Here is a 22,976-nt window from a genome sequence, read left to right on the forward strand (position 1 = left end):
AACTAATGAAGAAGGGCGCCATTGGCGCCCTTTTTCATTTGTGGAGCCCTCATTGCGGGCTCCTTTGTCAGGGCAACAGTCGCTCAAACGCGTCTAGCGGCAACGGCCGACTGTGCAGGTAGCCCTGGTACAAATGGCAACCCAGCCCCTGCAGGAAACTCAGTTGTTCCGGGGTTTCGACACCTTCGGCGATCACCTCCAGCTCAAGGCTGCGGGCCATGGCGACGATGGCGCGGATGATTTCGGTATCGTTGGGGTCGCTGGTGGCGTCGCGCACGAATGACTGATCGATTTTCAAGGTGTCCACCGGCAGACGTTTAAGGTAGGTCAGCGACGAATAACCGGTCCCGAAATCGTCCATGGCGAAGCTCACTCCCAATTTTTTCAGGCGACGCATCTTGGCGATGGTGTCGTCCAGATTCTGGATCACGATGCCCTCAGTGATTTCCAGCTTGAGCATGGCGTAAGGCAGGCCATAGGTGGCGAGGCAGCTTTCGATGCGCTCGACGAAGTCGCTCTGGCGGAACTGCCGTGGGCTGATATTCACGCACAGGCTGAATTGCAGCGGATCGATCTTGCCCTTGGCGATCAGTTGTTTGAAGCCGTTGCAGGCTTCATCGAGAATCCAGGTGCCAACTTCCAGAATCAGCCCGCTGTCCTCCAGCACTTTGATGAATTCATTCGGCGATTGGGCGCCCAATTCGGGGTGATGCCAGCGCACCAGCGTTTCGGCGCCGATGATGCGGTTGTCCCGGGCGTCGACCTGAGGTTGGAAATGTACGCTGAACTCCCCGCGAGCCAAGGCCTGGCGCAGGTCGGTTTCCATGCGCAGCCGTTCGCTGGCGGCTTTTTGCATGGTGGTGTGGAACATCTGCGAGGTGTTGCGCCCCGAATCCTTGGCGCGGTACAGCGCAATGTCGGCGCGCTTGAGCAGGTCGGTGGGGGTGGAGCCATGGTCGGGAATCAGCGCCATGCCGATGCTCGGCGTGACCTGCAACCGTTGGCCATCGAGAAACATCGGCTCCGACAGTAATTCGCGCAGAGTGTCGGCCAGGTTCTGTACCTGTTGGCTGACTGCGCTGCGGGTGCCTTCCAAGCCGCTGAGCAGCACCACGAATTCGTCGCCGCCCAGCCTCGCCACGGTGTCTTCCAGGCGCACGCTGGCTTCCAGGCGTGCGGTGATGATTTTCAGCACCGTGTCGCCCACCGGGTGGCCCAGGGAGTCGTTGATGTGCTTGAAGTGGTCCAGGTCCAGAAACAGCAGAGCGCCCCGCAGGTTATGGCGCTTGAGCAAGGCGATCTGCTGGCTCAGCCGATCCATCAGTAAGGCGCGGTTGGGCAGGTTGGTCAGCGGATCGTGATAGGCCAGGTGGCGGATCTGTGCTTCGGCATTGCGCAACAGGCTCACGTCCCGGGCGGTCAGCAGCAGGCAGGCCGTCTCATTGAGCATGATCGGTTCGACCGAGACCTCCACCGTGAGGATCTCTCCGCGTTTATTGCGCCCGAGCATTTCCTGGTGATGCACCCGGCCCTTGAGCTCCAGTTCGGCCAGCAATGCCATGCGTTGTTTTTCTTCGGCCCAGATACCGACCTCGTAGACCGTATGCCCGATCACTTCGTCGGCGCGGTAGCCGGTCAGGCGGCAGAAGCCGTCATTGACTTCGAGGTAGCGGCCGCTGTCGCGTTCGGTGATGGTGATGGCGTCAGGGCTGGAATGGAAAGCCTTGGCGAATTTCTCCTCGCTGGCCTTGAGGGCCGCTTCAGAGCGCTGCTGCTGGGAGATATCCCGCAGGGTGGTGACAATGCAGGGCTGGTTGCCGACGTTGATCTGGCGACTGGAAATCACGCATGTCAGCGGCTGGCCGTTTTTATGGTGGACGACGACGGCCACGTTGTTCAGGGAGCGCTCGCGTATCACCCTTTCGATGCGTTGCAGGCTGCTCCCCGAGGCGTCCCACAGGCCGATTTCGTCGGCGCTCAGGCCGATCACGTCGGTGGCTGACCAGCCGAAGGTCTGGGTGAAGCTGGAATTGATTTCGAGGAACCGGCCACTATCCTGATGAGTTACGCAGATCGGGTCGGGGCTGACCTGGAACAGGGTGGCGAATTTTTCTTCCGACGCCGCCAGGCTCTGTTCGCGTTCTACCTGGTCAGTGATGTCCAGCAAGGTACCGGCCATGCGCAGCGGGCTGCCGTCGTCATTGCGATAGAGACGTGCGCGGCTTTCCAGGTATCGGGCGCTGCCGTCCGGCATTTGTACGCGGTAGGTCAGTTGATAATTCCCCGCCGGGCCTTCCCGCAGGCTGCGGTAGGCGTTGCGCATGTTGTTGCGCTCGTCATCGGGCACCCCTTCGAAAAACGCATCGAACGACTCGTGGAACGGCTTGGGCTCCAGGCCATGCAACTGCGCCGCCCGGGCCGAGCCGTAGAGCATGCCGCTGGGAATATGCCAGTCCCAGGTGCCCAGTTGCGCCGAATCGAGGGCCAGATCAAGGCGTTCCTGGCTGTCCTTGAGGGCCTGTTCGGCGAGTTTGCGTTCGGTGGTATCGAGGAAGGTGCTCAGCAGATAAGGTTGGCCTTCCAGCTCGACCTTCTGGGCGCTGAGCAGGCCGCTGTGGATCTGACCATTGCTGGCCTGCAGTTCCACCTCCATGCTCGCCATTTCGCCGTTGGCCTTGATGATCTCCACCAGTTTTGCCCGCTGTCCGGGGTCGACCCATAGGCCCAGTTCCAGCGTCGTGCGGCCGATGATGTCGTGCAGCGGCCAGCCAAACAGACTTTCGAAATACTGGTTGGCCTCGATGATCAGCCCGTCTTCCTGGCGGGTCAGCAACACCATATTCGGACATAGGTGAAAGAGCGTGGCGAAGCGTTTTTCCGAGTTGCGCAGTGCCTGCTCCCGTTCGCGCTGGTGCGTGATCTCCCGGATTACTCCGATCATCCGCGGGCGGCCGTGTTTGTCGGGTAATACGCTGCCGTTGATTTCCAGCCAGTGCAGGCTGCCGTCGGGCCAGACGATGCGATGGTGCATGGCCTGTTCCAGCGGCGCACCGGCCACAGCCGCATGAAAGGCGCGGATGGCCTTTGCTCGGTCTTGGGGGAGCAACAGGTCCAGATAGTCCACATCCGCCGGCAATGGCTGGCGCGGATCGAAGCCGAACAGCGCCTGGGTGCCCCGTGACCAACTGATCCGCCCGGTATCAATGTCCCACGACCAGGCTCCCAGGCGCGCGCCGTTCAAGGCGGCCAGCAACTGGGGGGCGCTGTCCCAGCTTTGCTCGGACCGTTTCGGGTCTAGCGCCTGAATGCGCGGCAGGGGCGGGAATTGGTCAGCGGATTTGGGCATTATCTCGCGAGCCTTGGGCAATTTGGGGCGTTGGGCGCAGGCGTTTCGGCTCTATAGGAGTAGCACAACCTATGCCCTTTTCCCTGGCAGATCGATTTGTGCGTCCAGTAAGGACATGAAAGCCCGTGCAGCATTCGACAGCGTCCGTTCGGTGTGCAAGATATAGCCTAGCTGGCGACTGAGCTGTATGCCCGGCAAAGGAATGCGTGCCACCTGTTCATCGAGCATGGTGCGCGGCAGGACGCTCCAGGCCAGGCCGATGGAGACCATCATTTTTATGGTTTCCAGATAATTCGTGCTCATGGCGATGTTCGGCGTCAGGCCCTGGGCTTCGAACAGGCGTTGAACAATGTGGTGGGTAAAGGTATTGCCGCCGGGGAAAACCGCCGGATGCAAGGCGATGTCTGCCAGGCTGACCGGGCCGTTGTCCAACAGCGCGTGTTCCGGCGCCACCACGAAATCCAGGGGGTCGTCCCACACCGGCGTGGCGCGTACCAGCGTGTGCGGTTCCGGGGCCAGGGTGATGACCGCCAGCTCCGCCCGGCCGTGGAGAATTTCTTCGTAGGCCACTTCCGAATCGAGGAACTGAATATCCAGCGCCACCTCAGGGTAGCGTCGGGTGAACTCCCTCAATAGAGGTGGCAGCCGATGCAGGCCGATATGGTGGCTGGTGGCGAGCGTCAGGCGTCCGGTCACTTCGCCGGTCAGGTTGGTCAGGGCGCGGCGGGTGTCATCCAGCACGTTCAGAATCTGATAGGCCCGTGGCAGAAGGGCTCGGCCAGCCTCGGTCAGGCCGACTTCTCGACCGAGCCGATCGAACAGACGCACTTTGAGCTGTTGCTCCAGCCCGGCGATACGCTTGCTGATGGCCGGCTGGGTCAGGTGCAGGCGTTCACCGGCGCCGGAGAAACTGCCGGTCTCGGCGATGGCGATAAAGGCGTTAAGGCTGGCGAGGTCCATGGTCGTCCTGGTCGAATTCCAAATGGTTATGCAAAGCATGAAAAATATGAATTTGAGTTATTTAATGTAGCCTCATAAGATCAGCCTCACAAGCCAAGGGGTTATTGATTCACTCAAGACCCGGGGCATAGAAACAAGCTGATGAGGAACCGTCTGATGGCCGGCAAAACGCTCTACGACAAGCTCTGGGATTCGCATTTGGTCAAGCAGCGCGACGATGGTTCGGCGCTGATCTACATCGACCGTCACATCATCCATGAAGTGACTTCGCCGCAAGCCTTCGAAGGCCTGCGTCTGGCCGGGCGCAAGCCGTGGCGCATCGATGCCAATATCGCGACCCCGGACCACAACGTGCCGACCACACCGGAGCGCAAGGGCGGCATCGAAGCCATTGCCGATCAGGTGTCGCGCTTGCAGGTGCAGACCCTTGACGATAACTGTGACGAGTACGGCATCGTTGAATTCAAGATGAATGACGTGCGCCAGGGTATCGTCCACGTCATTGGCCCGGAGCAGGGCGCGACCTTGCCCGGCATGACCGTGGTCTGCGGCGACTCCCATACTTCCACCCATGGTGCGTTTGGCGCCTTGGCCCACGGCATCGGCACCTCCGAGGTCGAGCACGTGCTCGCTACCCAGTGCCTGGTCGCCAAGAAAATGAAAAACATGCTGGTGCGCGTCGAGGGCAAGCTGCCGTTTGGCGTGACCGCCAAAGACATCGTCCTGGCCGTGATCGGCAAGATCGGCACTGCCGGTGGTAACGGCCACGCCATCGAGTTCGCCGGCAGCGCCATCCGCGATTTGTCCGTGGAAGGGCGCATGACCATCTGCAACATGTCCATCGAAGCCGGCGCTCGTGTCGGGCTGGTGGCCGCCGATGAAAAAACCGTGGAGTACGTCAAGGGCCGTCCGTTCGCCCCCAAGGGCGCCGAGTGGGACATGGCGGTGCAAGCCTGGAAAGACCTGGTTTCCGATGCCGACGCGCAGTTCGACACCGTGGTCGAACTCGACGCGACGCAAATCAAGCCGCAAGTCAGCTGGGGCACTTCCCCGGAAATGGTCCTGGCCGTGGACCAGAACGTGCCCGATCCTGCCAAGGAGATGGATCTGGTCAAGCGAGACTCCATCGTCCGCGCCCTGAAATACATGGGTTTGAGCGCCAACCAGGCGATCACCGACATTCAGCTGGACCGTGTGTTCATTGGCTCCTGCACCAACTCGCGGATCGAAGACCTGCGCGCAGCGGCGGTGATCGCCAAGGGCCGCAAAGTCGCCTCGACCATCAAGCAGGCCATCGTGGTGCCAGGCTCGGGCCTGGTGAAGGCCCAGGCCGAAGCCGAAGGTCTGGACAAGATTTTCCTCGAGGCCGGTTTCGAATGGCGTGAGCCTGGGTGCTCGATGTGCCTGGCGATGAACCCGGACCGTTTGGAGTCGGGCGAGCATTGCGCCTCCACCTCCAACCGTAACTTCGAAGGCCGTCAGGGCGCCGGTGGCCGTACGCATCTGGTCAGCCCGGCCATGGCCGCCGCCGCCGCCGTCAACGGCCGTTTCGTCGACGTCCGTGAATTGATCTGAAGGAGCGCAGCATGAAAGCTTTTACCCAGCACACTGGTCTTGTCGCGCCTTTGGATCGTGCCAACGTCGACACCGACCAGATCATCCCCAAGCAGTTTTTGAAGTCGATCAAGCGCACCGGCTTCGGCCCGAACCTGTTTGACGAGTGGCGCTACCTGGATGTGGGCCAGCCCTACCAGGACAACTCCAAGCGCCCGTTGAACAAGGATTTCGTCCTCAACGCCGAACGTTACCAAGGCGCCAGCGTGTTGCTGGCCCGCGAAAACTTCGGCTGCGGCTCCAGTCGCGAACACGCGCCATGGGCCCTTGAAGAGTACGGCTTTCGCAGCATCATTGCGCCGAGCTACGCCGACATCTTCTTCAACAACAGCTTCAAGAACGGCTTGTTGCCGATCATCCTGAGCGACGCTGAAGTCGATGAGTTGTTCCAGCAGGTCGAGGCCAACCCCGGCTATCAACTGCAGATCGACCTGGCGGCCCAGACCGTGACCCGTCCTGACGGCAAGGTGTTGCGTTTCGAGATCGATGCATTCCGTAAGCACTGCCTGCTCAACGGTCTGGACGACATCGGCCTGACCTTGCAGGACGGCGAGGCGATTGCCACGTTCGAGGCCAAGCACCGGGCGAGCCAGCCTTGGTTGTTTCGGGATGCTTGATCTTGTGTAAGGCGTGAAGATGCCATCGCGAGCAGGCTCGCTCCCACATTGGATTTGCGGCGCTGACAAAATCCCTTGTGGGAGCGAGCCTGCTCGCGATGACGCCAGAACAGACCCAGCCAAAAGGAAGTCCCCATGACTAGCACCGCCCACAGTCAGGTCGTACAAAAGCAATTCGGTGAACAGGCTTCGGCCTATCTGAGCAGTGCCGTGCACGCCCAGGGCACTGAGTTCGCCCTGCTGCAGGCTGAGCTTGCCGGGCGCGGCGAGGCCCGTGTGCTGGACCTGGGCTGCGGCGCTGGGCACGTGAGTTTCCATGTGGCGCCGCTGGCCGGTGAAGTGGTGGCCTACGACCTGTCCCAGCCAATGCTTGACGTTGTAGCTACGGCGGCAGCGGATCGTGGCCTGAGTAACATCACCACGGTGTGCGGCGCCGCCGAACGCCTGCCGTTCGCTGACGCTGAGTTCGACTTCGTGTTCAGCCGCTATTCGGCGCATCATTGGAGCGACCTGGGCTTGGCGCTGCGGGAAGTGCGCCGGGTGCTCAAGCCGGGTGGAGTGGCGGCGTTCATTGATGTCCTGTCACCCGGCATGCCGTTGTTGGACACGTACCTGCAAAGCGTTGAGGTGCTGCGTGACACCAGCCATGTTCGCGATTATTCGGCCGGCGAGTGGTTGCGCCAGGTCAGCGAGGCGGGGTTGCATACCCGCAGCACCACGCGCCAGCGTCTGCGCCTGGAGTACCAGTCGTGGGTCGAGCGCATGCGCACCCCCGAAGTGATGCGTGGGGCGATCCGTGAGCTGCAGCGATCGATGGGTGTTGAGGTGCGTGAATATTTTGAGATTGAGGCCGATGGTTCGTTCAGTACAGACGTACTGGTGCTGTGGGCCGAGCGATAGCACTTTTTCCGGCCAGTCCAAGCGCGGGCCGACAGAGCAAACGAGGAAAACATGAGCAAGCAGATTCTGATTCTCCCAGGCGACGGTATTGGCCCGGAAATCATGGCCGAAGCGGTCAAGGTCCTAGAGCTGGCGAACGACAAGTACGGCCTGGGCTTTGAACTCAGCCACGATGTGATCGGCGGCGCTGCGATCGACAAGCATGGCGTCCCCCTGGCCGATGAAACCCTGGATCGCGCGCGTGCCGCCGATGCCGTACTGCTGGGCGCCGTGGGCGGCCCGAAATGGGACAAGATCGAACGCGACATCCGTCCTGAGCGCGGCCTGCTGAAGATCCGTGCGCAACTGGGCCTGTTCGGCAATCTGCGTCCGGCAATCCTCTACCCGCAACTGGCCGACGCTTCGAGCCTGAAGCCGGAAATCGTTTCGGGCCTGGACATCCTCATCGTCCGTGAACTGACCGGCGGTATCTACTTCGGCGCCCCGCGTGGCACCCGTGAGCTGGATAATGGCGAGCGTCAGGCCTACGACACCTTGCCGTACAGCGAGAGCGAAATCCGCCGTATCGCCCGGGTCGGTTTTGATATGGCGCGGGTGCGCGGCAAAAAACTGTGCTCGGTGGACAAGGCCAACGTCCTGGCTTCCAGCCAACTGTGGCGCGAAGTGGTCGAGCAGGTGGCCAAGGATTACCCGGACATCGAACTGAGCCACATGTACGTCGATAACGCTGCCATGCAACTGGTGCGCGCGCCCAAGCAGTTCGACGTGATCGTCACCGACAATATGTTCGGTGACATCCTGTCCGATGAAGCCTCGATGCTCACCGGCTCCATCGGCATGCTGCCGTCGGCCTCCCTGGATGCCAACAACAAAGGCATGTACGAGCCATGCCACGGTTCGGCGCCGGACATTGCCGGGCAGGGCATTGCCAACCCGTTGGCAACCATCCTGTCGGTGTCGATGATGCTGCGCTACAGCTTCAGTCTCAATGACGCGGCTGATGCCATCGAGAAGGCGGTCAGTGTGGTATTGGATCAAGGTTTGCGCACGGGCGACATCTGGTCGACCGGTTGTACCAAAGTCGGTACGCAGCAAATGGGCGATGCAGTAGTCGCCGCGTTGCGTAATCTGTAATCTTTGCGGCCCACCGCTTCGACGGTGGCCCACTTTTGTATAGGTGTAGTTGCGATGAAACGTGTAGGTCTGATCGGTTGGCGCGGCATGGTCGGTTCCGTGCTCATGCAGCGAATGCTGGAAGAGCAGGATTTCGATCTCATTGAACCGGTGTTTTTCACCACCTCCAATGTCGGTGGCCAGGGCCCGTCCGTGGGCAAGGACACCGGTGCGCTCAAGGATGCCTACAGCATTGACGAGCTCAAGACTCTCGACGTGATCCTGACCTGTCAGGGTGGCGACTACACCAGCGAAGTCTTCCCAAAACTGCGTGAAGCCGGCTGGCAGGGTTACTGGATCGACGCCGCCTCCAGCCTGCGCATGCAGGACGACGCCGTGATCATTCTCGACCCGGTGAACCGCAAGGTCATCGACCAGCAACTGGACGCGGGCACCAAGAACTACATTGGCGGCAACTGCACCGTCAGCCTTATGCTGATGGGCCTGGGCGGCCTGTTCGAGGCCGGTCTGGTGGAGTGGATGAGTGCCATGACCTATCAGGCGGCCTCCGGGGCCGGCGCGCAGAACATGCGTGAACTGATCAAGCAAATGGGTGCGACCCACGCCGCTGTCGCCGATGACCTGGCCAACCCGGCCAGTGCCATCCTGGACATCGATCGCAAGGTCGCCGAGGCGATGCGCAGCGATGCGTACCCGACCGAGAACTTTGGCGTGCCGTTGGCCGGCAGCCTGATCCCGTGGATCGACAAGGAACTGCCGAACGGCCAGAGCCGTGAAGAGTGGAAGGCCCAGGCCGAAACCAACAAGATCCTCGGTCGCTTCAAGAGCCCGATCCCGGTGGACGGCATCTGCGTGCGTATCGGTGCCATGCGCTGCCACAGCCAGGCGCTGACCATCAAGTTGAACAAAGACGTGCCGATCGCCGACATCGAAGGGCTGATCAGCCAGCACAACCCTTGGGTCAAGCTGGTGCCGAACAACCGCGAAATCAGCATGCAGGAGCTGAGCCCGACCAAGGTCACCGGCACCTTGAACGTACCGGTGGGTCGTCTGCGCAAGTTGAACATGGGCTCGCAATTCGTCGGTGCCTTCACCGTCGGCGACCAGTTGCTGTGGGGCGCGGCCGAACCGCTGCGTCGCATGCTGCGGATTCTGCTCGAGCGTTGATCGGTCTCTGCTGTGAAAGAGCCCGTGCCTTGTGAGAGGTGCGGGTTTTTTTATGGGAACGGTGTCGTCCGTGACATCGTCATCGCGAGCAAGCTCGCTCCCACAGTGGATCTTCAGTGGCCACAACACCTGTGGGAGCGAGCTTGCTCGCGATGGGGCCAGTACAACCACTGCAAACTCCCCTGCCAATTGCCTGCATACCCCCCACCCGGTAAAGTGCCGCTCCCCACGTTTTACCTGAGGTAGACCCATGAGCCAGTCCTTTGATATTGCCGTGATCGGCGCCACCGGTACTGTCGGCGAAACCCTTGTCCAGATTCTCGAAGAACGTGACTTCCCGATCGGCAACCTGCACCTGCTGGCCAGCAGCGAGTCGGCAGGAAGCTCGGTGATGTTTCGCGGCAAAAATGTGCGGGTGCGCGAAGTCGACGAATTTGATTTCGGCAAAGTCCAACTGGTGTTTTTTGCCGCCGGCCCGGCGGTGACCCTGAGCTTCGCCCCGCGTGCCACGGCGGCCGGTTGCGCGTTGATTGACCTGTCCGGCGCCCTGCCGCCTGAGCAGGCGCCGCAGATCGTGCCGGAAGCCAACGCCGGGCTGCTGGCGGGTCTGAGCAAGCCGTTTCAAGTCAGCAGTCCCAGTGCGTCGGCGACCGCGCTGGCCGTGGTGCTGGCGCCGCTGCGCCAATGCCTGGCGTTGCAGCGTATCAGCCTGACCGCCAGTCTCGCTGTGTCCGCTCAGGGCCGCGCCGCCGTCAGTGAGCTGGCCCGTCAGACTGCCGAGTTGCTCAATGCACGTCCCCTTGAGCCGAAATTTTTCGATCGGCAAATGGCGTTCAACCTGCTGGCTCAGGTGGGTACCCCGGACGAGCAGGGTCACACGCTGCTGGAAAAGCGTCTGGTGCGTGAATTGCGTCAGGTGCTGGAACAGCCTTCGTTAAAGATTTCCGTCACTTGCATTCAAGCCCCGGTGTTTTTTGGCGATAGCTTTAGCGTGACTGTGCAGGCAGCCGGCGCCGTCGACCTGGCGAAAGTCAACGCAGCCTTGGAGGCGGCACCCGGCATCGAGCTGGTGGAGGCGGGCGATTACCCGACCCCGGTGGGCGATGCGGTAGGGCAGGATGTAGTCTACGTTGGACGTGTGCGCGGGGGGATCGATGACCCGGCGGAACTAAATATGTGGCTGACGTCAGATAACGTACGCAAGGGCGCGGCGCTCAATGCTGTGCAAGTGGCTGAGTTGTTGATAAAAGACCTGCTGTAAAAGATACTTGGCAACAATTTGTCGAATGATTCTAGCTGGGCGCTATGCTTGGCCAGAGTGCTGAAGGCGAACCTCCCTCTCGGGGCTTTCCCCGAGCATGAGTGAAACGATCGCGCGCGCCGTTGCTTCGGGGGGCGCGCAATGCCTTACGGCAGCGGCATCAACACCTTCTCGCTGGCCGAGGAATGTTCAAACAAAGGAAGAGGCTATGGTTCAAGTTCGCAAACTGGTGTTAGCAATAGCGGCCGCCTCGGCGCTGTCCTCCGGTATGGCGCAAGCACTCGGGCTCGGGGAATTGACCCTGAAGTCGCCGCCGAACCAGCCTCTGGTCGCCGAGATCGAGCTGCTCGACGTCCAGCAATTGACCGCCGCCGAAGTCGTGCCGAGCCTGGCCTCGCCCGAGGAGTTTGCCAAGGCCGGAATCGACCGCCAGGCGTTTCTCAATGACCTGACCTTCACCCCGGTAATCAATGCCAATGGCAAGAGCGTCTTGCGGGTGACTTCCAGCCAGCCGCTGTCGGAGCCGATGGTCAAGTTTCTGGTGCAGGTGATGTGGCCCAATGGCCGTCTGCTGCGCGACTACAGCGTGTTGATCGACCCTTCCAAATTCTCCCCCCAGGCGGCTGACGCCGCCCGGACGAAGCCGTCCCAGGTCGTCTCCACGCCGGTGACGGGCGCCACCAAGCCTTCCCAATACACCACCACGCCGCGCGATACACTTTGGGAAATTGCTGCCAAGGTGCGCAACGGCGGATCGATCCAGCAAACCATGCTGGCGATCCAGGCGTTGAACCCGGACGCATTCATCAACGGCAACATCAATTTGCTCAAGACCGGCAAGGTATTGCGTCTGCCGGACCCGGTGCAAAGCACCGCGTTGCCGCAGCCCCAGGCTATCGCTGAAGTGGCTGCGCAGAATGCCGCCTGGCGTCAGGGGCGGCGGGGCGTTGCGCGTTCCGGCCAGCAGCAGTTGGACGGTACCAAGCGTGGTGGCAGTCAAGCTGCACCGGCCCAGGCGGCCGGTCGCGATAATCTGAGTCTGGTCTCCGCCGAGGCTGCGAAGGCCGGCGCCAAAGGCGCTGCCGGCGATGCCCAAGCCCTGAGCAACCAGCTCGCGGTCACCCAGGAAAGCCTCGATTCGGCTCGCCGCGACAATGAAGAACTCAAAAGCCGCATGGCGGATCTGCAGAGCCAGCTGGACAAGCTGCAGCGCCTGATCGAGCTGAAGAACAATCAACTGGCCAAAATGCAGGCTGATGGTGTCGCCGTACCGCCGCTCGATGAGTCGGCCCCGGCGATGTCGGCAGAATTGACGCCGGACCCAACGGCGCAAGCCCCTGCGCCCGCACCTGAAGCGACGCCGCCCGTGACTCCCGTGGAGCCAGCCCCGGCAGCGTCCAGCGAACAAAAGTACAACGATTTGCTGACCAATCCGATCCTGTTGGGTCTGGTTGGCGGTGGCGCGTTGATCCTGCTGTTGTTGCTGCTGTTGCTGGCCCGTCGCCGCAAGGCGCAACAGGAAGCCGAGAAGCACTTGCGCATGGCCCGAGCCCTCGAGGAGGAGGCTGATTTCTCCCCGGAGCTCGATCTGCCCCCGAGCAGCTTCGAGGGCATTGAAGTTCCACCGCCAAGCGTAAAGCTCGAACCAAAACCCGCTCCCGCGCCAGCGCCCAAGCCAGCCCCGGTGATTGCGCCCGTGATCGTCACGCCGCCGATCGCCGCGCCATTGGTGGCTCCGGCTGCCGAGCGTTCCGACGATGTGCTGGGTCAGGCCCAGTCCCACATTGATCGTGGTCGTTTGAATCAGGCGGCCGATCTGCTTGAGCAGGGCATCAAGGCCGAGCCTCAGCGCAGCGACCTGCGCCTGAAACTGATGGAAGTCTACGGTCAGCAGGGCGACCGCGACGCCTTTGTTGCCCAAGAGCGCCAACTGGTGGCCAACGGCGAAAACTATGCCCAGGTCGAACAGCTCAAAAGCCGTTTCCCGGCCATGGTGGTCGCCACCACTGCCGGTCTGGCCGCCGCGGCAGTCGCTGCCGAGCTGGACGCCCAGTACGTCAAGGATTTGCTGGAAGATACGCCGCCCACCGATGAGGAGCTCGACAGCGCCTTCGACCTGAGCCTTGAGGATCTGGAAGCCGCACCGGCAACGCCTGAGCCAGAGCCTGTCGTCGAGCTGGATGCATTCCCGTCCGATGATGACCTGGACTTCGAATCGTTGCTCAAGCAGCAGACCGAGGCCAATGAAAGCCTGGATGACCTGTCGGAGTTCGACCTTGACCTGGGTGCCGACGCCCCGGCGCCGACGCCGGCCCTGGCCGACGAAGACTTCCTGCTGGACCTGGATGACGACCTCAAGGGCCTGGATGAGCCTGCCGTCCAAACCCCTGCGGTGGCCGACACCCCGTCTGACGACCTTGAGCTGCCGGAAGATTTCGACCTGTCCCTGGCCGATGAAATGGACGTGCAAGACAAACCCAAGGACGCCTTCGAGTCCGAACTGGACGATGTCAATGCCGAGCTTGAGCGCCTGTCCGACAGCCTCGCTCAGCCGACTTTCACTGCTGAAGACGCGTTGGCCAGTGCCGACGATGAGCCGGATTTCGACTTCCTCAGCGGTACCGATGAAGTGGCGACCAAGCTCGATCTGGCCCAGGCCTACATCGACATGGGTGACAACGATGGTGCCCGGGATATCCTCGGCGAAGTCCTCAGCGAAGGCGATGCCACGCAGAAGAGCGAGGCGCAGGAAATGTTGTCGCGCCTGGCCTGAGGTGATCGGGTAAACAAAAGCGGCAGCCGGTGAGGCTGCCGTTTTTGTTTGGGCTGGAGTTTAGGGTGGCTGGCGGGCCTCATCGCGAGCAGGCTCGCTCCCACAGAGGTTCTCGGGTATTCACAAATCCTGCGCCCAGCACAAATCCCTTGTGGGAGCGAGCCTGCTCGCGATGGCGCCAGTACATTCAACACATGACCACCGGTTGGACTGGCATCCCATCCCGCCGGCCTTATAATGCCCGCCTTTGCGTACTTCAGCAGGCTGTAATTCCTTGGCAAACATAGACAACCCGGCCGCCGAAATGGCGGCCGACGGCTTTTTCCGGATCGCCCTGGGCGTTGAATATAAGGGCTCGCGCTATCGCGGCTGGCAGCGCCAGGCCTCCGGTGTGGCGACGGTGCAGGAAACCCTCGAAAACGCACTGTCCAAAGTCGCTGATTCGCCCGTGTCGCTGCATTGTGCCGGCCGTACCGATGCCGGCGTGCACGCCTGCGGCCAGGTGGTGCATTTCGACACCCAGGTCGAGCGTTCGATGAAGGCCTGGGTCATGGGGGCCAACATCAACTTGCCTCACGACGTCAGTGTCAGCTGGGCCAAGGCAATGCCGGCGCATTTCCATGCACGCTTCAAGGCCATCGCCCGGCGTTATCGCTACGTGATCTACAACGACCAGATCCGCCCCGCGCATCTGAACGAAGAAATCACCTGGAACCACCGTCCGCTGGACGTCGAGCGCATGGCTGAAGCCGCGCAGTACCTGGTCGGTGTTCATGATTTCAGCGCCTTTCGCGCCGGCCAGTGCCAGGCCAAGTCACCGATCAAAGAGCTGCATCACCTGCGGGTGACCCGCCACGGCAAAATGATCGTGCTCGATATCCGCGCCAGCGCCTTCCTGCATCACATGGTGCGCAACATCGCGGGCGTGCTGATGACCATCGGTGCCGGTGAGCGGCCGGTGGAGTGGATCAAGGAAGTGCTCGAAAGCCGCATCCGGCGTTCCGGCGGCGTGACGGCGCACCCGTTTGGCCTGTACCTGGTGCAGGTCGAATACCACGATGAATTCGAGCTGCCGCAGCGTTACATCGGGCCACATTTCCTCACGGGCTTCTCGGAACTCGACGGCTGACGCCCTGCGCAGCATTTGCTACCATCCGGGACTTTCACGGATTTGCCTGAGGTTTTGACGACATGCCGGCCGTTCGCAGCAAGATTTGCGGGATCACCCGCGTCGAGGACGCGCTGGCGGCGGTGGAGGCTGGTGCCGATGCCATCGGGCTGGTGTTTTATGCCAAGAGCCCGCGCGCGGTGACGGTGCAGCAGGCGAGGGCGATCATCCGGGCCTTGCCTCCGTTCGTGACCCCCGTCGGCCTGTTCGTCAACGCCAGTCGTTGTGAGCTGGGCGAGATACTCGACGCGGTGCCGTTGGCCCTGTTGCAGTTTCACGGGGACGAGACGCCCGCCGATTGCGAGGGCTGGCATCGTCCGTACATCAAGGCGTTGCGGGTCAAGGCCGGTGATGACATCGCGGCCAGTTGCGATGCCTTTGCCGGTGCCAGTGGCATACTGCTGGACACCTATGTGGAAGGCGTTCCCGGTGGGACCGGTGAAGCATTCGACTGGTCGCTGGTGCCCCAGGGCCTGAGCAAACCGATTATCCTCGCCGGTGGGTTGACGGCGCAAAACGTGGCCGAAGCCATCCGTCAGGTTCGCCCTTACGCGGTCGATGTCAGCGGTGGGGTAGAGCAAAGCAAGGGCATCAAGGATCCGGCCAGGATTCGTGCGTTCATGGCCGCTGTACGCAGCAGCCAGTAGTCAATGTGACGGCTGGCAGACTGCCGCCGTCCATACCAGCACTGTACAAAGCAGGCAGGCGCCGCCTCCGGGTGGGCCGATAGCGTAGTGGTAGCCGCGGTGCCGCGGTTGCCGGGATGGCTGAGGAGGTTGGGCTGCACGCAGGTCATGCTTCGCGCTGATCGTGGTGGTCCCTCGACCCTCGCCGCACAATGAATTTAGCTCAAGGGCATACGCGGGACCGCGAACCAGAGCGTTCGGGTCACCGGTACTGGAGAAAGAAAGCATGAGCAACTGGTTGGTAGACAAACTGATCCCTTCGATCATGCGTTCCGAGGTGAAAAAAAGCTCGGTGCCTGAAGGTCTGTGGCACAAATGTCCATCCTGCGAAGCGGTGCTGTACCGCCCCGAGCTGGAAAAGACCCTGGACGTTTGCCCCAAGTGCAACCATCACATGCGCATCGGTGCGCGTGCCCGTATCGACATCTTCCTGGACGCCGAAGGCCGTGTTGAGCTGGGTGCCGACCTGGAGCCGGTGGACCGCCTGAAATTCCGCGACGGCAAGAAGTACAAGGATCGCCTGACCGCGGCCCAGAAGCAGACCGGCGAAAAAGACGCCCTGGTGTCCATGAGCGGCACCCTGCTGGGCATGCCGGTGGTGGTTTCGGCCTTCGAGTTCTCCTTCATGGGGGGCTCCATGGGGGCCATCGTCGGCGAGCGCTTCGTGCGTGCCGCCAACCATGCCCTGGAAAACCGTTGCCCGATGATCTGCTTTGCCGCTTCCGGTGGTGCGCGTATGCAGGAAGCGCTGATCTCCCTGATGCAAATGGCCAAGACCTCCGCGGTGCTGGCGCGTCTGCGTGAAGAAGGCATTCCGTTCATCTCGGTGTTGACCGACCCGGTCTACGGCGGCGTTTCCGCCAGCCTGGCGATGCTGGGCGATGTGATCGTTGGCGAGCCGAAGGCGCTGATCGGTTTTGCCGGCCCGCGCGTTATCGAGCAGACCGTGCGCGAAAAATTGCCGGAAGGCTTCCAGCGCAGTGAGTTCCTGCTGGAGCACGGCGCCATCGACATGATCATCCACCGCCAGGAATTGCGTCCGCGTCTGGGCAACCTGCTGGCGCAACTGATGGGCCTGCCGACCCCGAAATTCGTCGCCGCCCCTATCGAGCCGATCGTGGTTCCGCCGGTGCCAGCGAACATATGACCCAACGTACCCTGGGCGATTGGCTTGCCTACCTTGAGCAGTTGCATCCGTCAGCCATCGATATGGGGCTGGAGCGCTCGCAAGCGGTAATGTCCCGCATGGGACTGGCCAAGCCGGCGCCCCGGGTCATCACCGTTACCGGCACCAATGGCAAGGGTTCGACCTGCGCCTTCGTGGCCTCGCTGTTGCGGGCCCAGGGGTTGAGCGTAGGTGTCTACAGTTCGCCGCACCTGTTGCGCTACAACGAGCGGGTGCAGATCAACGGCGTCGAAGCCTCTGACGCCGAGTTGTGCGAAGCCTTTGCTGCGGTGGAAGCCGGGCGGGGTGAGATTTCCCTTACCTATTTCGAGATGGGCACCCTGGCGGCGTTCTGGCTGTTCGCGGGTGCCGGTCTTGATGCCGTGGTGCTTGAAGTCGGCCTGGGTGGCCGGCTCGATGCTGTCAATCTGGTGGATGCGGACGTTGCGCTGGTCACCAGCATCGGTGTGGACCATACCGATTACCTGGGTGACACCCGTGAGTCCGTCGCCTTCGAGAAAGCCGGCATCTTCCGCCCGGGCGCGCCTGCGCTCTGTGGTGACCTCAATCCCCCTCAACCGTTGCTGGACAAGGTCCGCGAGTTGGGCTGTCCGTTCTTTCTGCGCGGGCGGGATTTCGACCTGGCAATGACTGAGCAGCATTGGCAATGGCGGGGCAGTGACGCCCGGGGCAATCCGGTGGAGTTGCGCGATTTGCCGCTGCTGGAGCTGCCGATGGAGAACGCCGCGCTGGCGCTCCAGGCCTACCTGTTGCTGGACCTGCCATGGCATGCCGGGCAAATTATCGAAGCGTTGCAAGCGACTCGCGTCGTCGGTCGTCTCGATCGCCGCCAGTTCGATTGGCACGGCAAACGCCTGAATCTGCTGCTTGATGTCGGCCACAACCCTCATGCGGCGCAGTATCTGGCCGAGCGCTTGGCGCGGCGGCCGGTAGCCGGGCGCCGCCTGGCGGTGTTTGGGCTGCTTGGCGACAAGGATCTGGATGGCGTTGTCGATGCGTTGGGTGCTAGTGTCCAGCATTGGGCGGTAGCACCGCTGGATTCTCCGCGCTCGCGCCCGGCTGCCGAACTACGGGAAGCCTTGCAGTGTCGCGGCGCTTGCGTAGAGACTTATGACAGCGTGGCCGCAGCGCTGGAAGGGCAGTGCGCCCTGGCGACGGTCGACGATGAGATCCTGCTGTTCGGATCATTTTTTTGTGTTGCCGAGGCCCTTCAATGGCTGGCCCGGCGCTCCACGGAGGAAGCTGCAGATGGCATTGCTGGATAAAGCGTACAAGCAGCGCATGGTCGGGGCCCTGGTATTGGTGGCCTTGGCGGTGATTTTCCTGCCGATGCTGTTTTCTCGTCAGGATGAGCAGCGCCAGGTTACGGTCGACGCTCCGGCTGCCCCTCAGGCGCCGTCTGTTGCGCCCGTGCAGGTCGAGCCGGTGCTGGTGCCTGAACCTGAAGCGCTACCCCAGGAACCCGTTCCGAGCGACGAGGAGCTGGCCGAGCAACCTGCGCCTTCCCTGCCGATCGAGCCTGCGCCGGCGGCGCCCGCCACGGCAGCGCCGGCTCCGAGCAAGCCGGCAGTCGCTCCAGCCCCGGCAGCACCGGTGGCCAAGCCGGCCCCGACCCAACCGATTACCCCAGCCCCGGCCAAGCCGGATACCACGCAAAGCCGCGTGGACGCCAACGGTCTGTCGGTCAGTTGGTCCGTTCAGTTGGCCAGCCTGAGCAATCGTGAGAGTGCCGAAAAACTGCAGAAAACCCTGCGCAGCCAGGGCTACAACGCCTATATCCGCACCGCCGATGGCAAGAATCGCGTATTTGTGGGGCCGCTGATCGAGCGTGCCGAGGCCGATCGGCTGCGGGACCTGCTCAGCCGCCAGCAGAACCTCAAGGGTTTTGTGGTGCGTTTTCAGCCTGAGCGCGGTTGACGGCGGTTTGCCTGATTTGAATCACACTGACAATCGCAGCTTACCGACAGCTCTGGCCTCTGCTAAAATGCGCCGCCTTATCCGTCTGTAGGCTGCACCGTGCCATTTACCTGGGTTGACTGGGCGATCGTTGCAATCGTCGCCATCTCCGCATTGATCAGTCTGAGCCGCGGCTTCGTCAAGGAAGCCCTCTCGCTGCTGACCTGGATCATCGCGGGGGTCGTAGCCTGGATGTTTGGTGGTTCGTTGTCCCAGTACCTCGCCGGATACATTGAAACTCCGTCGGCCCGCGTGATCGCGGGCTGTGCCATCTTGTTTATCGCCACCTTGCTGGTCGGCGCAATGATCAACTACCTGATCGGCGAACTGATTCGCGTCACCGGGCTTTCCGGGACGGACCGGTTCCTGGGCATGGCCTTCGGCGCGGCGCGTGGCGCGTTGCTGGTGGTCGTGGCTGTCGGGCTATTGAGCCTGGGGCCGGTACAGCAGGATACGTGGTGGCAGGAGTCCCGGCTCGTGCCACAATTTCTATTGGTCGCAGACTGGTCCAAGAACCTGATCCTGGGTTGGAGCAGTCAGTGGCTTGCCAGCGGTATCAGCGTACCCGCTGAAATACCGTTCAAGGAACAACTCTTGCCGATGGCCAAAACGCCGCAGTGAGTGTTGTTCAGTTCAGATCCATTAAGTAGGGGTTGTGTCGCATGTGTGGCATCGTCGGTATCGTCGGTAAGTCGAACGTCAATCAGGCGCTGTATGACGCGCTAACCGTGCTCCAGCACCGCGGCCAGGACGCTGCCGGTATCGTGACCAGCCATGACGGCCGGTTATTCCTGCGCAAGGACAATGGACTGGTGCGTGACGTGTTCCATCAGCGTCACATGCAGCGCCTGGTTGGTCACATGGGCATTGGCCATGTGCGCTATCCAACAGCGGGCAGCTCGACTTCGGCCGAAGCCCAGCCGTTCTACGTCAACTCGCCGTACGGCATCACGTTGGCGCACAACGGCAACCTGACCAACGTCGAGCAGTTGGCCAAGGAGATCTACGAATCGGACCTGCGCCACGTCAATACCAACTCCGACTCGGAAGTGATGCTCAACGTCTTCGCCCATGAACTGGCCCAGCGCGGCAAGCTGCAGCCTACCGAAGAAGATGTGTTCGCCGCTGTGACCGACGTGCATAACCGCTGCGTCGGCGGCTACTCGGTCGTGGCGATGATCACCGGTTACGGCATCGTCGGTTTCCGCGACCCCCATGGCATCCGCCCGATCGTGTTCGGCCAGCGTCACACCGACGAAGGCGTCGAGTACATGATTGCCTCGGAAAGCGTGTCCCTGGACGTGCTGGGCTTCACCCTGATTCGCGACCTGGCCCCGGGCGAAGCGGTCTACATCACCGAAGACGGCAAGTTGTTCACCCGTCAGTGCGCGACCAACCCGAGCCTGACTCCGTGCATCTTCGAGCACGTCTACCTGGCGCGCCCGGACTCGATCATCGACGGCATCTCGGTCTATAAGGCCCGCCTGCGCATGGGCGAGAAACTGGCCGACAAGATCTTGCGCGAGCGGCCGGACCACGACATCGACGTGGTCATCCCGATCCCGGACACCAGCCGCACCGCGGCCCTGGAGCTGGCGAACCACCTGGGCGTCAAGTTCCGCGAAGGCTTCGTGAAGAACCGTTACATCGGCCGTACCTTCATCATGCCCGGCCAGGCCGCGCGGAAAAAATCGGTACGCCAGAAGCTCAACGCCATCGAACTGGAATTTCGCGGCAAGAACGTGATGCTGGTGGATGACTCCATCGTGCGCGGAACCACGTGCAAGCAGATCATCCAGATGGCCCGTGAAGCCGGTGCCAAGAACGTATACTTCTGCTCGGCGGCGCCGGCCGTGCGTTATCCGAACGTCTACGGCATCGACATGCCGAGCGCCCACGAGCTGATCGCCCACAATCGCACTACCCAGGAAGTGGCCGACCTGATCGGCGCCGACTGGCTGATCTATCAGGACCTGCCGGACCTGATAGAAGCGGTGGGTGGTGGCAAGATCAAGATCGAGCAGTTCGACTGCGCAGTGTTTGACGGCAAGTACGTCACCGGTGACGTCGATGAGGCCTACCTGAACAAGATCGAGAACGCTCGTAACGATGCGTCCAAGGCCAAGACCCAGGCGGTCAGCGCGATCATCGATCTGTACAACAACTGAGTGACAAGCCGGCCCTGAGGGGCCGGTTTGCGTTTAATGACTACAGGAGCGACAGCATGAGTCAGGATTGGGATGCCGGTCGGCTGGACAGCGACCTTGAGGGTGTAGCGTTCGATACCCTGGCGGTCCGCGCCGGTCAGCACCGCACGCCGGAAGCCGAGCATGGCGATCCGATGTTCTTCACGTCCAGCTACGTGTTCCGTACCGCTGCCGATGCGGCGGCACGGTTTGCCGGCGAGGTGCCGGGCAACGTCTACTCGCGCTACACCAACCCCACCGTGCGGGCTTTCGAAGAGCGCCTCGCTGCTCTGGAAGGTGCCGAGCAGGCTGTGGCCACCGCCACCGGCATGGCGGCGATCATGGCCGTGGTCATGAGCTTTTGCAGCGCTGGCGACCACGTGCTGGTGTCGCGCAGTGTCTTCGGCTCGACCATCAGCCTGTTCGAAAAGTACTTCAAGCGTTTCGGCGTGGAAGTCGATTACGTGCCCCTGGCGGACTTGTCCGGTTGGGATGCGGCAATCAAGCCCAATACCAAGATGCTGTTTGTCGAATCGCCGTCCAACCCCCTGGCCGAGCTGGTGGACATCGCCGCGTTGGCGGAAATCGCCCACGCCAAGGGCGCCATGCTGGTGGTCGATAACTGCTTCTGCACGCCGGCGTTGCAACAGCCACTGAAGCTGGGTGCCGACGTGGTGGTGCATTCGGCGACCAAGTTCATCGACGGCCAGGGTCGTTGCATGGGCGGCGTGGTGGCCGGTCGTGGCGAGCAGATGAAAGAAGTGGTGGGCTTCCTGCGCACCGCCGGGCCGACCTTGAGTCCGTTCAACGCCTGGATCTTCCTCAAAGGCCTGGAAACCCTGGGCCTGCGTATGAAAGCCCATTGCGCCAACGCCCAACTGCTGGCTGAGTGGCTGGAGCAGCAGGATGGCATCGAGAAAGTGCACTACGCCGGCCTCAAGAGCCATCCGCAACATGACCTGGCCGCGCGTCAGCAGCGCGGTTTCGGTGCGGTGGTGAGCTTCGAGGTCAAAGGGGGCAAGGAGGGCGCATGGCGCTTCATCGACGCCACCCGGTTGATTTCCATCACCGCCAACCTGGGTGACAGCAAAACCACCATCACTCACCCAAGCACCACCTCCCACGGTCGCCTGACGCCCCAGGAGCGTGAAGCAGCGGGCATCCGCGACAGCCTGATCCGCGTCGCGGTGGGTCTGGAGGACGTGGCTGACCTGCAAGCCGATCTGGCCCGTGGGTTGGCCGCCTTGTGATCGAGCTGGCAACGCCGCACGGCGGCACTCATGGCCGGGTAGCTCTGGTGACAGGCGCCGCGCGGGGTATCGGCCTGGGGATTGCTACCTGGCTGATCTGTGAGGGCTGGCAGGTGGTGCTGACTGACCTGGATCGTGAGCGCGGCTCCAAGGTCGCCAAGACGCTGGGGGAGAACGCCTGGTTCATCACCATGGATGTGGCGGATGAGACGCAAGTCGCCACGGGAATCGCCGAGGTGTTGGGCCAGTTTGGGCGGCTTGACGCGCTGGTGTGCAACGCGGCCATCGCCGATCCCCACAACATCACCCTGGAAAGCCTGGATCTGGCCTACTGGAATCGGGTCCTGGCGGTGAACCTGGGTGGTCCCATGCTGCTGGCCAAGCATTGTGCGCCTTACCTGCGTGCCCACAATGGCGCCATCGTCAACCTGGCCTCGACCCGTGCCGCACAATCAGAACCCGACACCGAAGCCTATGCGGCGAGCAAGGGCGGCTTGCTCGCCCTGACCCATGCCTTGGCGATCAGCCTTGGGCCGGAGATCCGGGTCAATGCTGTCAGCCCCGGCTGGATCGACGCACGGGACCCGTCCCAGCGTCGCGCGCAGCCGCTCAGCGATGCCGATCATGCTCAGCATCCGGCAGGCAGGGTAGGCACGGTGGAGGATGTAGCGGCGATGGTGGCGTGGCTGTTGTCGCGCAATGCCGGTTTTGTCACGGGCCAGGAGTTCGTGGTGGACGGCGGCATGACCAAGAAAATGATTTATGAGTGAGA

18 protein-coding genes are annotated in these 22,976 nt (G+C 62.1%); 16 read left to right on the forward strand and 2 right to left on the reverse strand.

From position 1 onward, the window contains the following. Positions 1 to 67: 67 nt before the first annotated feature. Together BW979_RS12510 and BW979_RS12515 are read right to left on the reverse strand one after the other, a co-directional pair. Entirely contained in the window at positions 68 to 3,346 is a 3,279-nt protein-coding gene (locus BW979_RS12510) for an EAL domain-containing protein (protein ID WP_047229248.1), read from the reverse strand. Between the two features lie 69 nt (positions 3,347 to 3,415). Continuing rightward, the gene (locus BW979_RS12515) at positions 3,416 to 4,306 is read right to left on the reverse strand and encodes a LysR family transcriptional regulator (RefSeq protein ID WP_047229247.1); all 891 of its coding nucleotides are present in this window, start codon (positions 4,304 to 4,306) and stop codon (positions 3,416 to 3,418) included. 156 nt (positions 4,307 to 4,462) lie between these two features. On the opposite strand from BW979_RS12515, the gene leuC reads away from it, so the two are divergent. The 16 genes from leuC to BW979_RS12595 all read left to right on the forward strand — a co-directional run bounded on the left by leuC (position 4,463) and on the right by BW979_RS12595 (position 22,974). After that, positions 4,463 to 5,881, forward strand: a complete 1,419-nt coding sequence (gene leuC, locus BW979_RS12520; RefSeq protein WP_076383915.1) for a 3-isopropylmalate dehydratase large subunit — start codon at positions 4,463 to 4,465, stop codon at positions 5,879 to 5,881. An 11-nt stretch (positions 5,882 to 5,892) separates the two neighbouring features. Continuing rightward, on the forward strand, positions 5,893 to 6,537 hold the full coding sequence (gene leuD, locus BW979_RS12525) for a 3-isopropylmalate dehydratase small subunit (RefSeq protein ID WP_047229245.1): 645 nt from the start codon (positions 5,893 to 5,895) through the stop codon (positions 6,535 to 6,537). Positions 6,538 to 6,672: 135 nt separating this feature from the next. After that, positions 6,673 to 7,437, forward strand: a complete 765-nt coding sequence (locus BW979_RS12530; protein WP_076383916.1) for a class I SAM-dependent methyltransferase — start codon at positions 6,673 to 6,675, stop codon at positions 7,435 to 7,437. A gap of 51 nt (positions 7,438 to 7,488) precedes the next feature. Continuing rightward, a complete protein-coding gene (gene leuB, locus BW979_RS12535; RefSeq protein ID WP_047229243.1) occupies positions 7,489 to 8,571 on the forward strand; it encodes a 3-isopropylmalate dehydrogenase in 1,083 nt (360 codons plus the stop codon). Between the two features lie 54 nt (positions 8,572 to 8,625). After that, a complete protein-coding gene (gene asd, locus BW979_RS12540; RefSeq protein WP_047229242.1) occupies positions 8,626 to 9,738 on the forward strand; it encodes an aspartate-semialdehyde dehydrogenase in 1,113 nt (370 codons plus the stop codon). A gap of 250 nt (positions 9,739 to 9,988) precedes the next feature. After that, positions 9,989 to 10,999, forward strand: a complete 1,011-nt coding sequence (locus tag BW979_RS12545; protein ID WP_076383917.1) for an aspartate-semialdehyde dehydrogenase — start codon at positions 9,989 to 9,991, stop codon at positions 10,997 to 10,999. Between the two features lie 208 nt (positions 11,000 to 11,207). Then, positions 11,208 to 13,772: a FimV/HubP family polar landmark protein gene (locus BW979_RS12550; RefSeq protein WP_076383918.1), complete on the forward strand. Its 2,565-nt coding sequence runs from the start codon at positions 11,208 to 11,210 to the stop codon at positions 13,770 to 13,772. Between the two features lie 304 nt (positions 13,773 to 14,076). Continuing rightward, complete coding sequence (gene truA / locus BW979_RS12555) at positions 14,077 to 14,901, forward strand: tRNA pseudouridine(38-40) synthase TruA (protein ID WP_047229296.1); 825 nt, start codon at positions 14,077 to 14,079, stop codon at positions 14,899 to 14,901. 62 nt (positions 14,902 to 14,963) lie between these two features. After that, positions 14,964 to 15,587, forward strand: coding sequence for a phosphoribosylanthranilate isomerase (locus tag BW979_RS12560; RefSeq protein WP_076383919.1), 624 nt, complete (start codon positions 14,964 to 14,966; stop codon positions 15,585 to 15,587). 265 nt (positions 15,588 to 15,852) lie between these two features. Continuing rightward, on the forward strand, positions 15,853 to 16,773 hold the full coding sequence (gene accD / locus BW979_RS12565; RefSeq protein ID WP_047229238.1) for an acetyl-CoA carboxylase, carboxyltransferase subunit beta: 921 nt from the start codon (positions 15,853 to 15,855) through the stop codon (positions 16,771 to 16,773). Then, positions 16,770 to 18,077 carry a bifunctional tetrahydrofolate synthase/dihydrofolate synthase gene (gene folC, locus BW979_RS12570; RefSeq protein WP_076383920.1) on the forward strand — a complete coding sequence of 436 codons (1,308 nt, stop codon included), beginning with the start codon at positions 16,770 to 16,772 and terminating at the stop codon, positions 18,075 to 18,077. The genes accD and folC overlap by 4 nt, the downstream gene beginning before the upstream one ends. After that, positions 18,061 to 18,729 (forward strand): SPOR domain-containing protein, encoded by a 669-nt coding sequence (locus BW979_RS12575; RefSeq protein WP_047229236.1) that lies wholly within the window; start codon positions 18,061 to 18,063, stop codon positions 18,727 to 18,729. The genes folC and BW979_RS12575 overlap by 17 nt, the downstream gene beginning before the upstream one ends. A 99-nt stretch (positions 18,730 to 18,828) precedes the next feature. After that, entirely contained in the window at positions 18,829 to 19,389 is a 561-nt protein-coding gene (locus BW979_RS12580) for a CvpA family protein (RefSeq protein WP_039593931.1), read from the forward strand. 41 nt (positions 19,390 to 19,430) lie between these two features. Next, entirely contained in the window at positions 19,431 to 20,936 is a 1,506-nt protein-coding gene (gene purF, locus BW979_RS12585; RefSeq protein ID WP_047229235.1) for an amidophosphoribosyltransferase, read from the forward strand. 56 nt (positions 20,937 to 20,992) lie between these two features. Beyond that, on the forward strand, positions 20,993 to 22,204 hold the full coding sequence (locus BW979_RS12590; RefSeq protein ID WP_047229234.1) for an O-succinylhomoserine sulfhydrylase: 1,212 nt from the start codon (positions 20,993 to 20,995) through the stop codon (positions 22,202 to 22,204). Next, positions 22,201 to 22,974: an SDR family oxidoreductase gene (locus BW979_RS12595; RefSeq protein ID WP_047229233.1), complete on the forward strand. Its 774-nt coding sequence runs from the start codon at positions 22,201 to 22,203 to the stop codon at positions 22,972 to 22,974. Before BW979_RS12590 ends, BW979_RS12595 begins: the two co-directional genes overlap by 4 nt. The last annotated feature ends 2 nt before the right edge of the window (positions 22,975 to 22,976 follow it).

Source organism: Pseudomonas sp. A214, assembly GCF_900156295.1.
In the GTDB taxonomy this organism is placed as follows: Bacteria; Pseudomonadota; Gammaproteobacteria; order Pseudomonadales; family Pseudomonadaceae; genus Aquipseudomonas; species Aquipseudomonas rhizophila.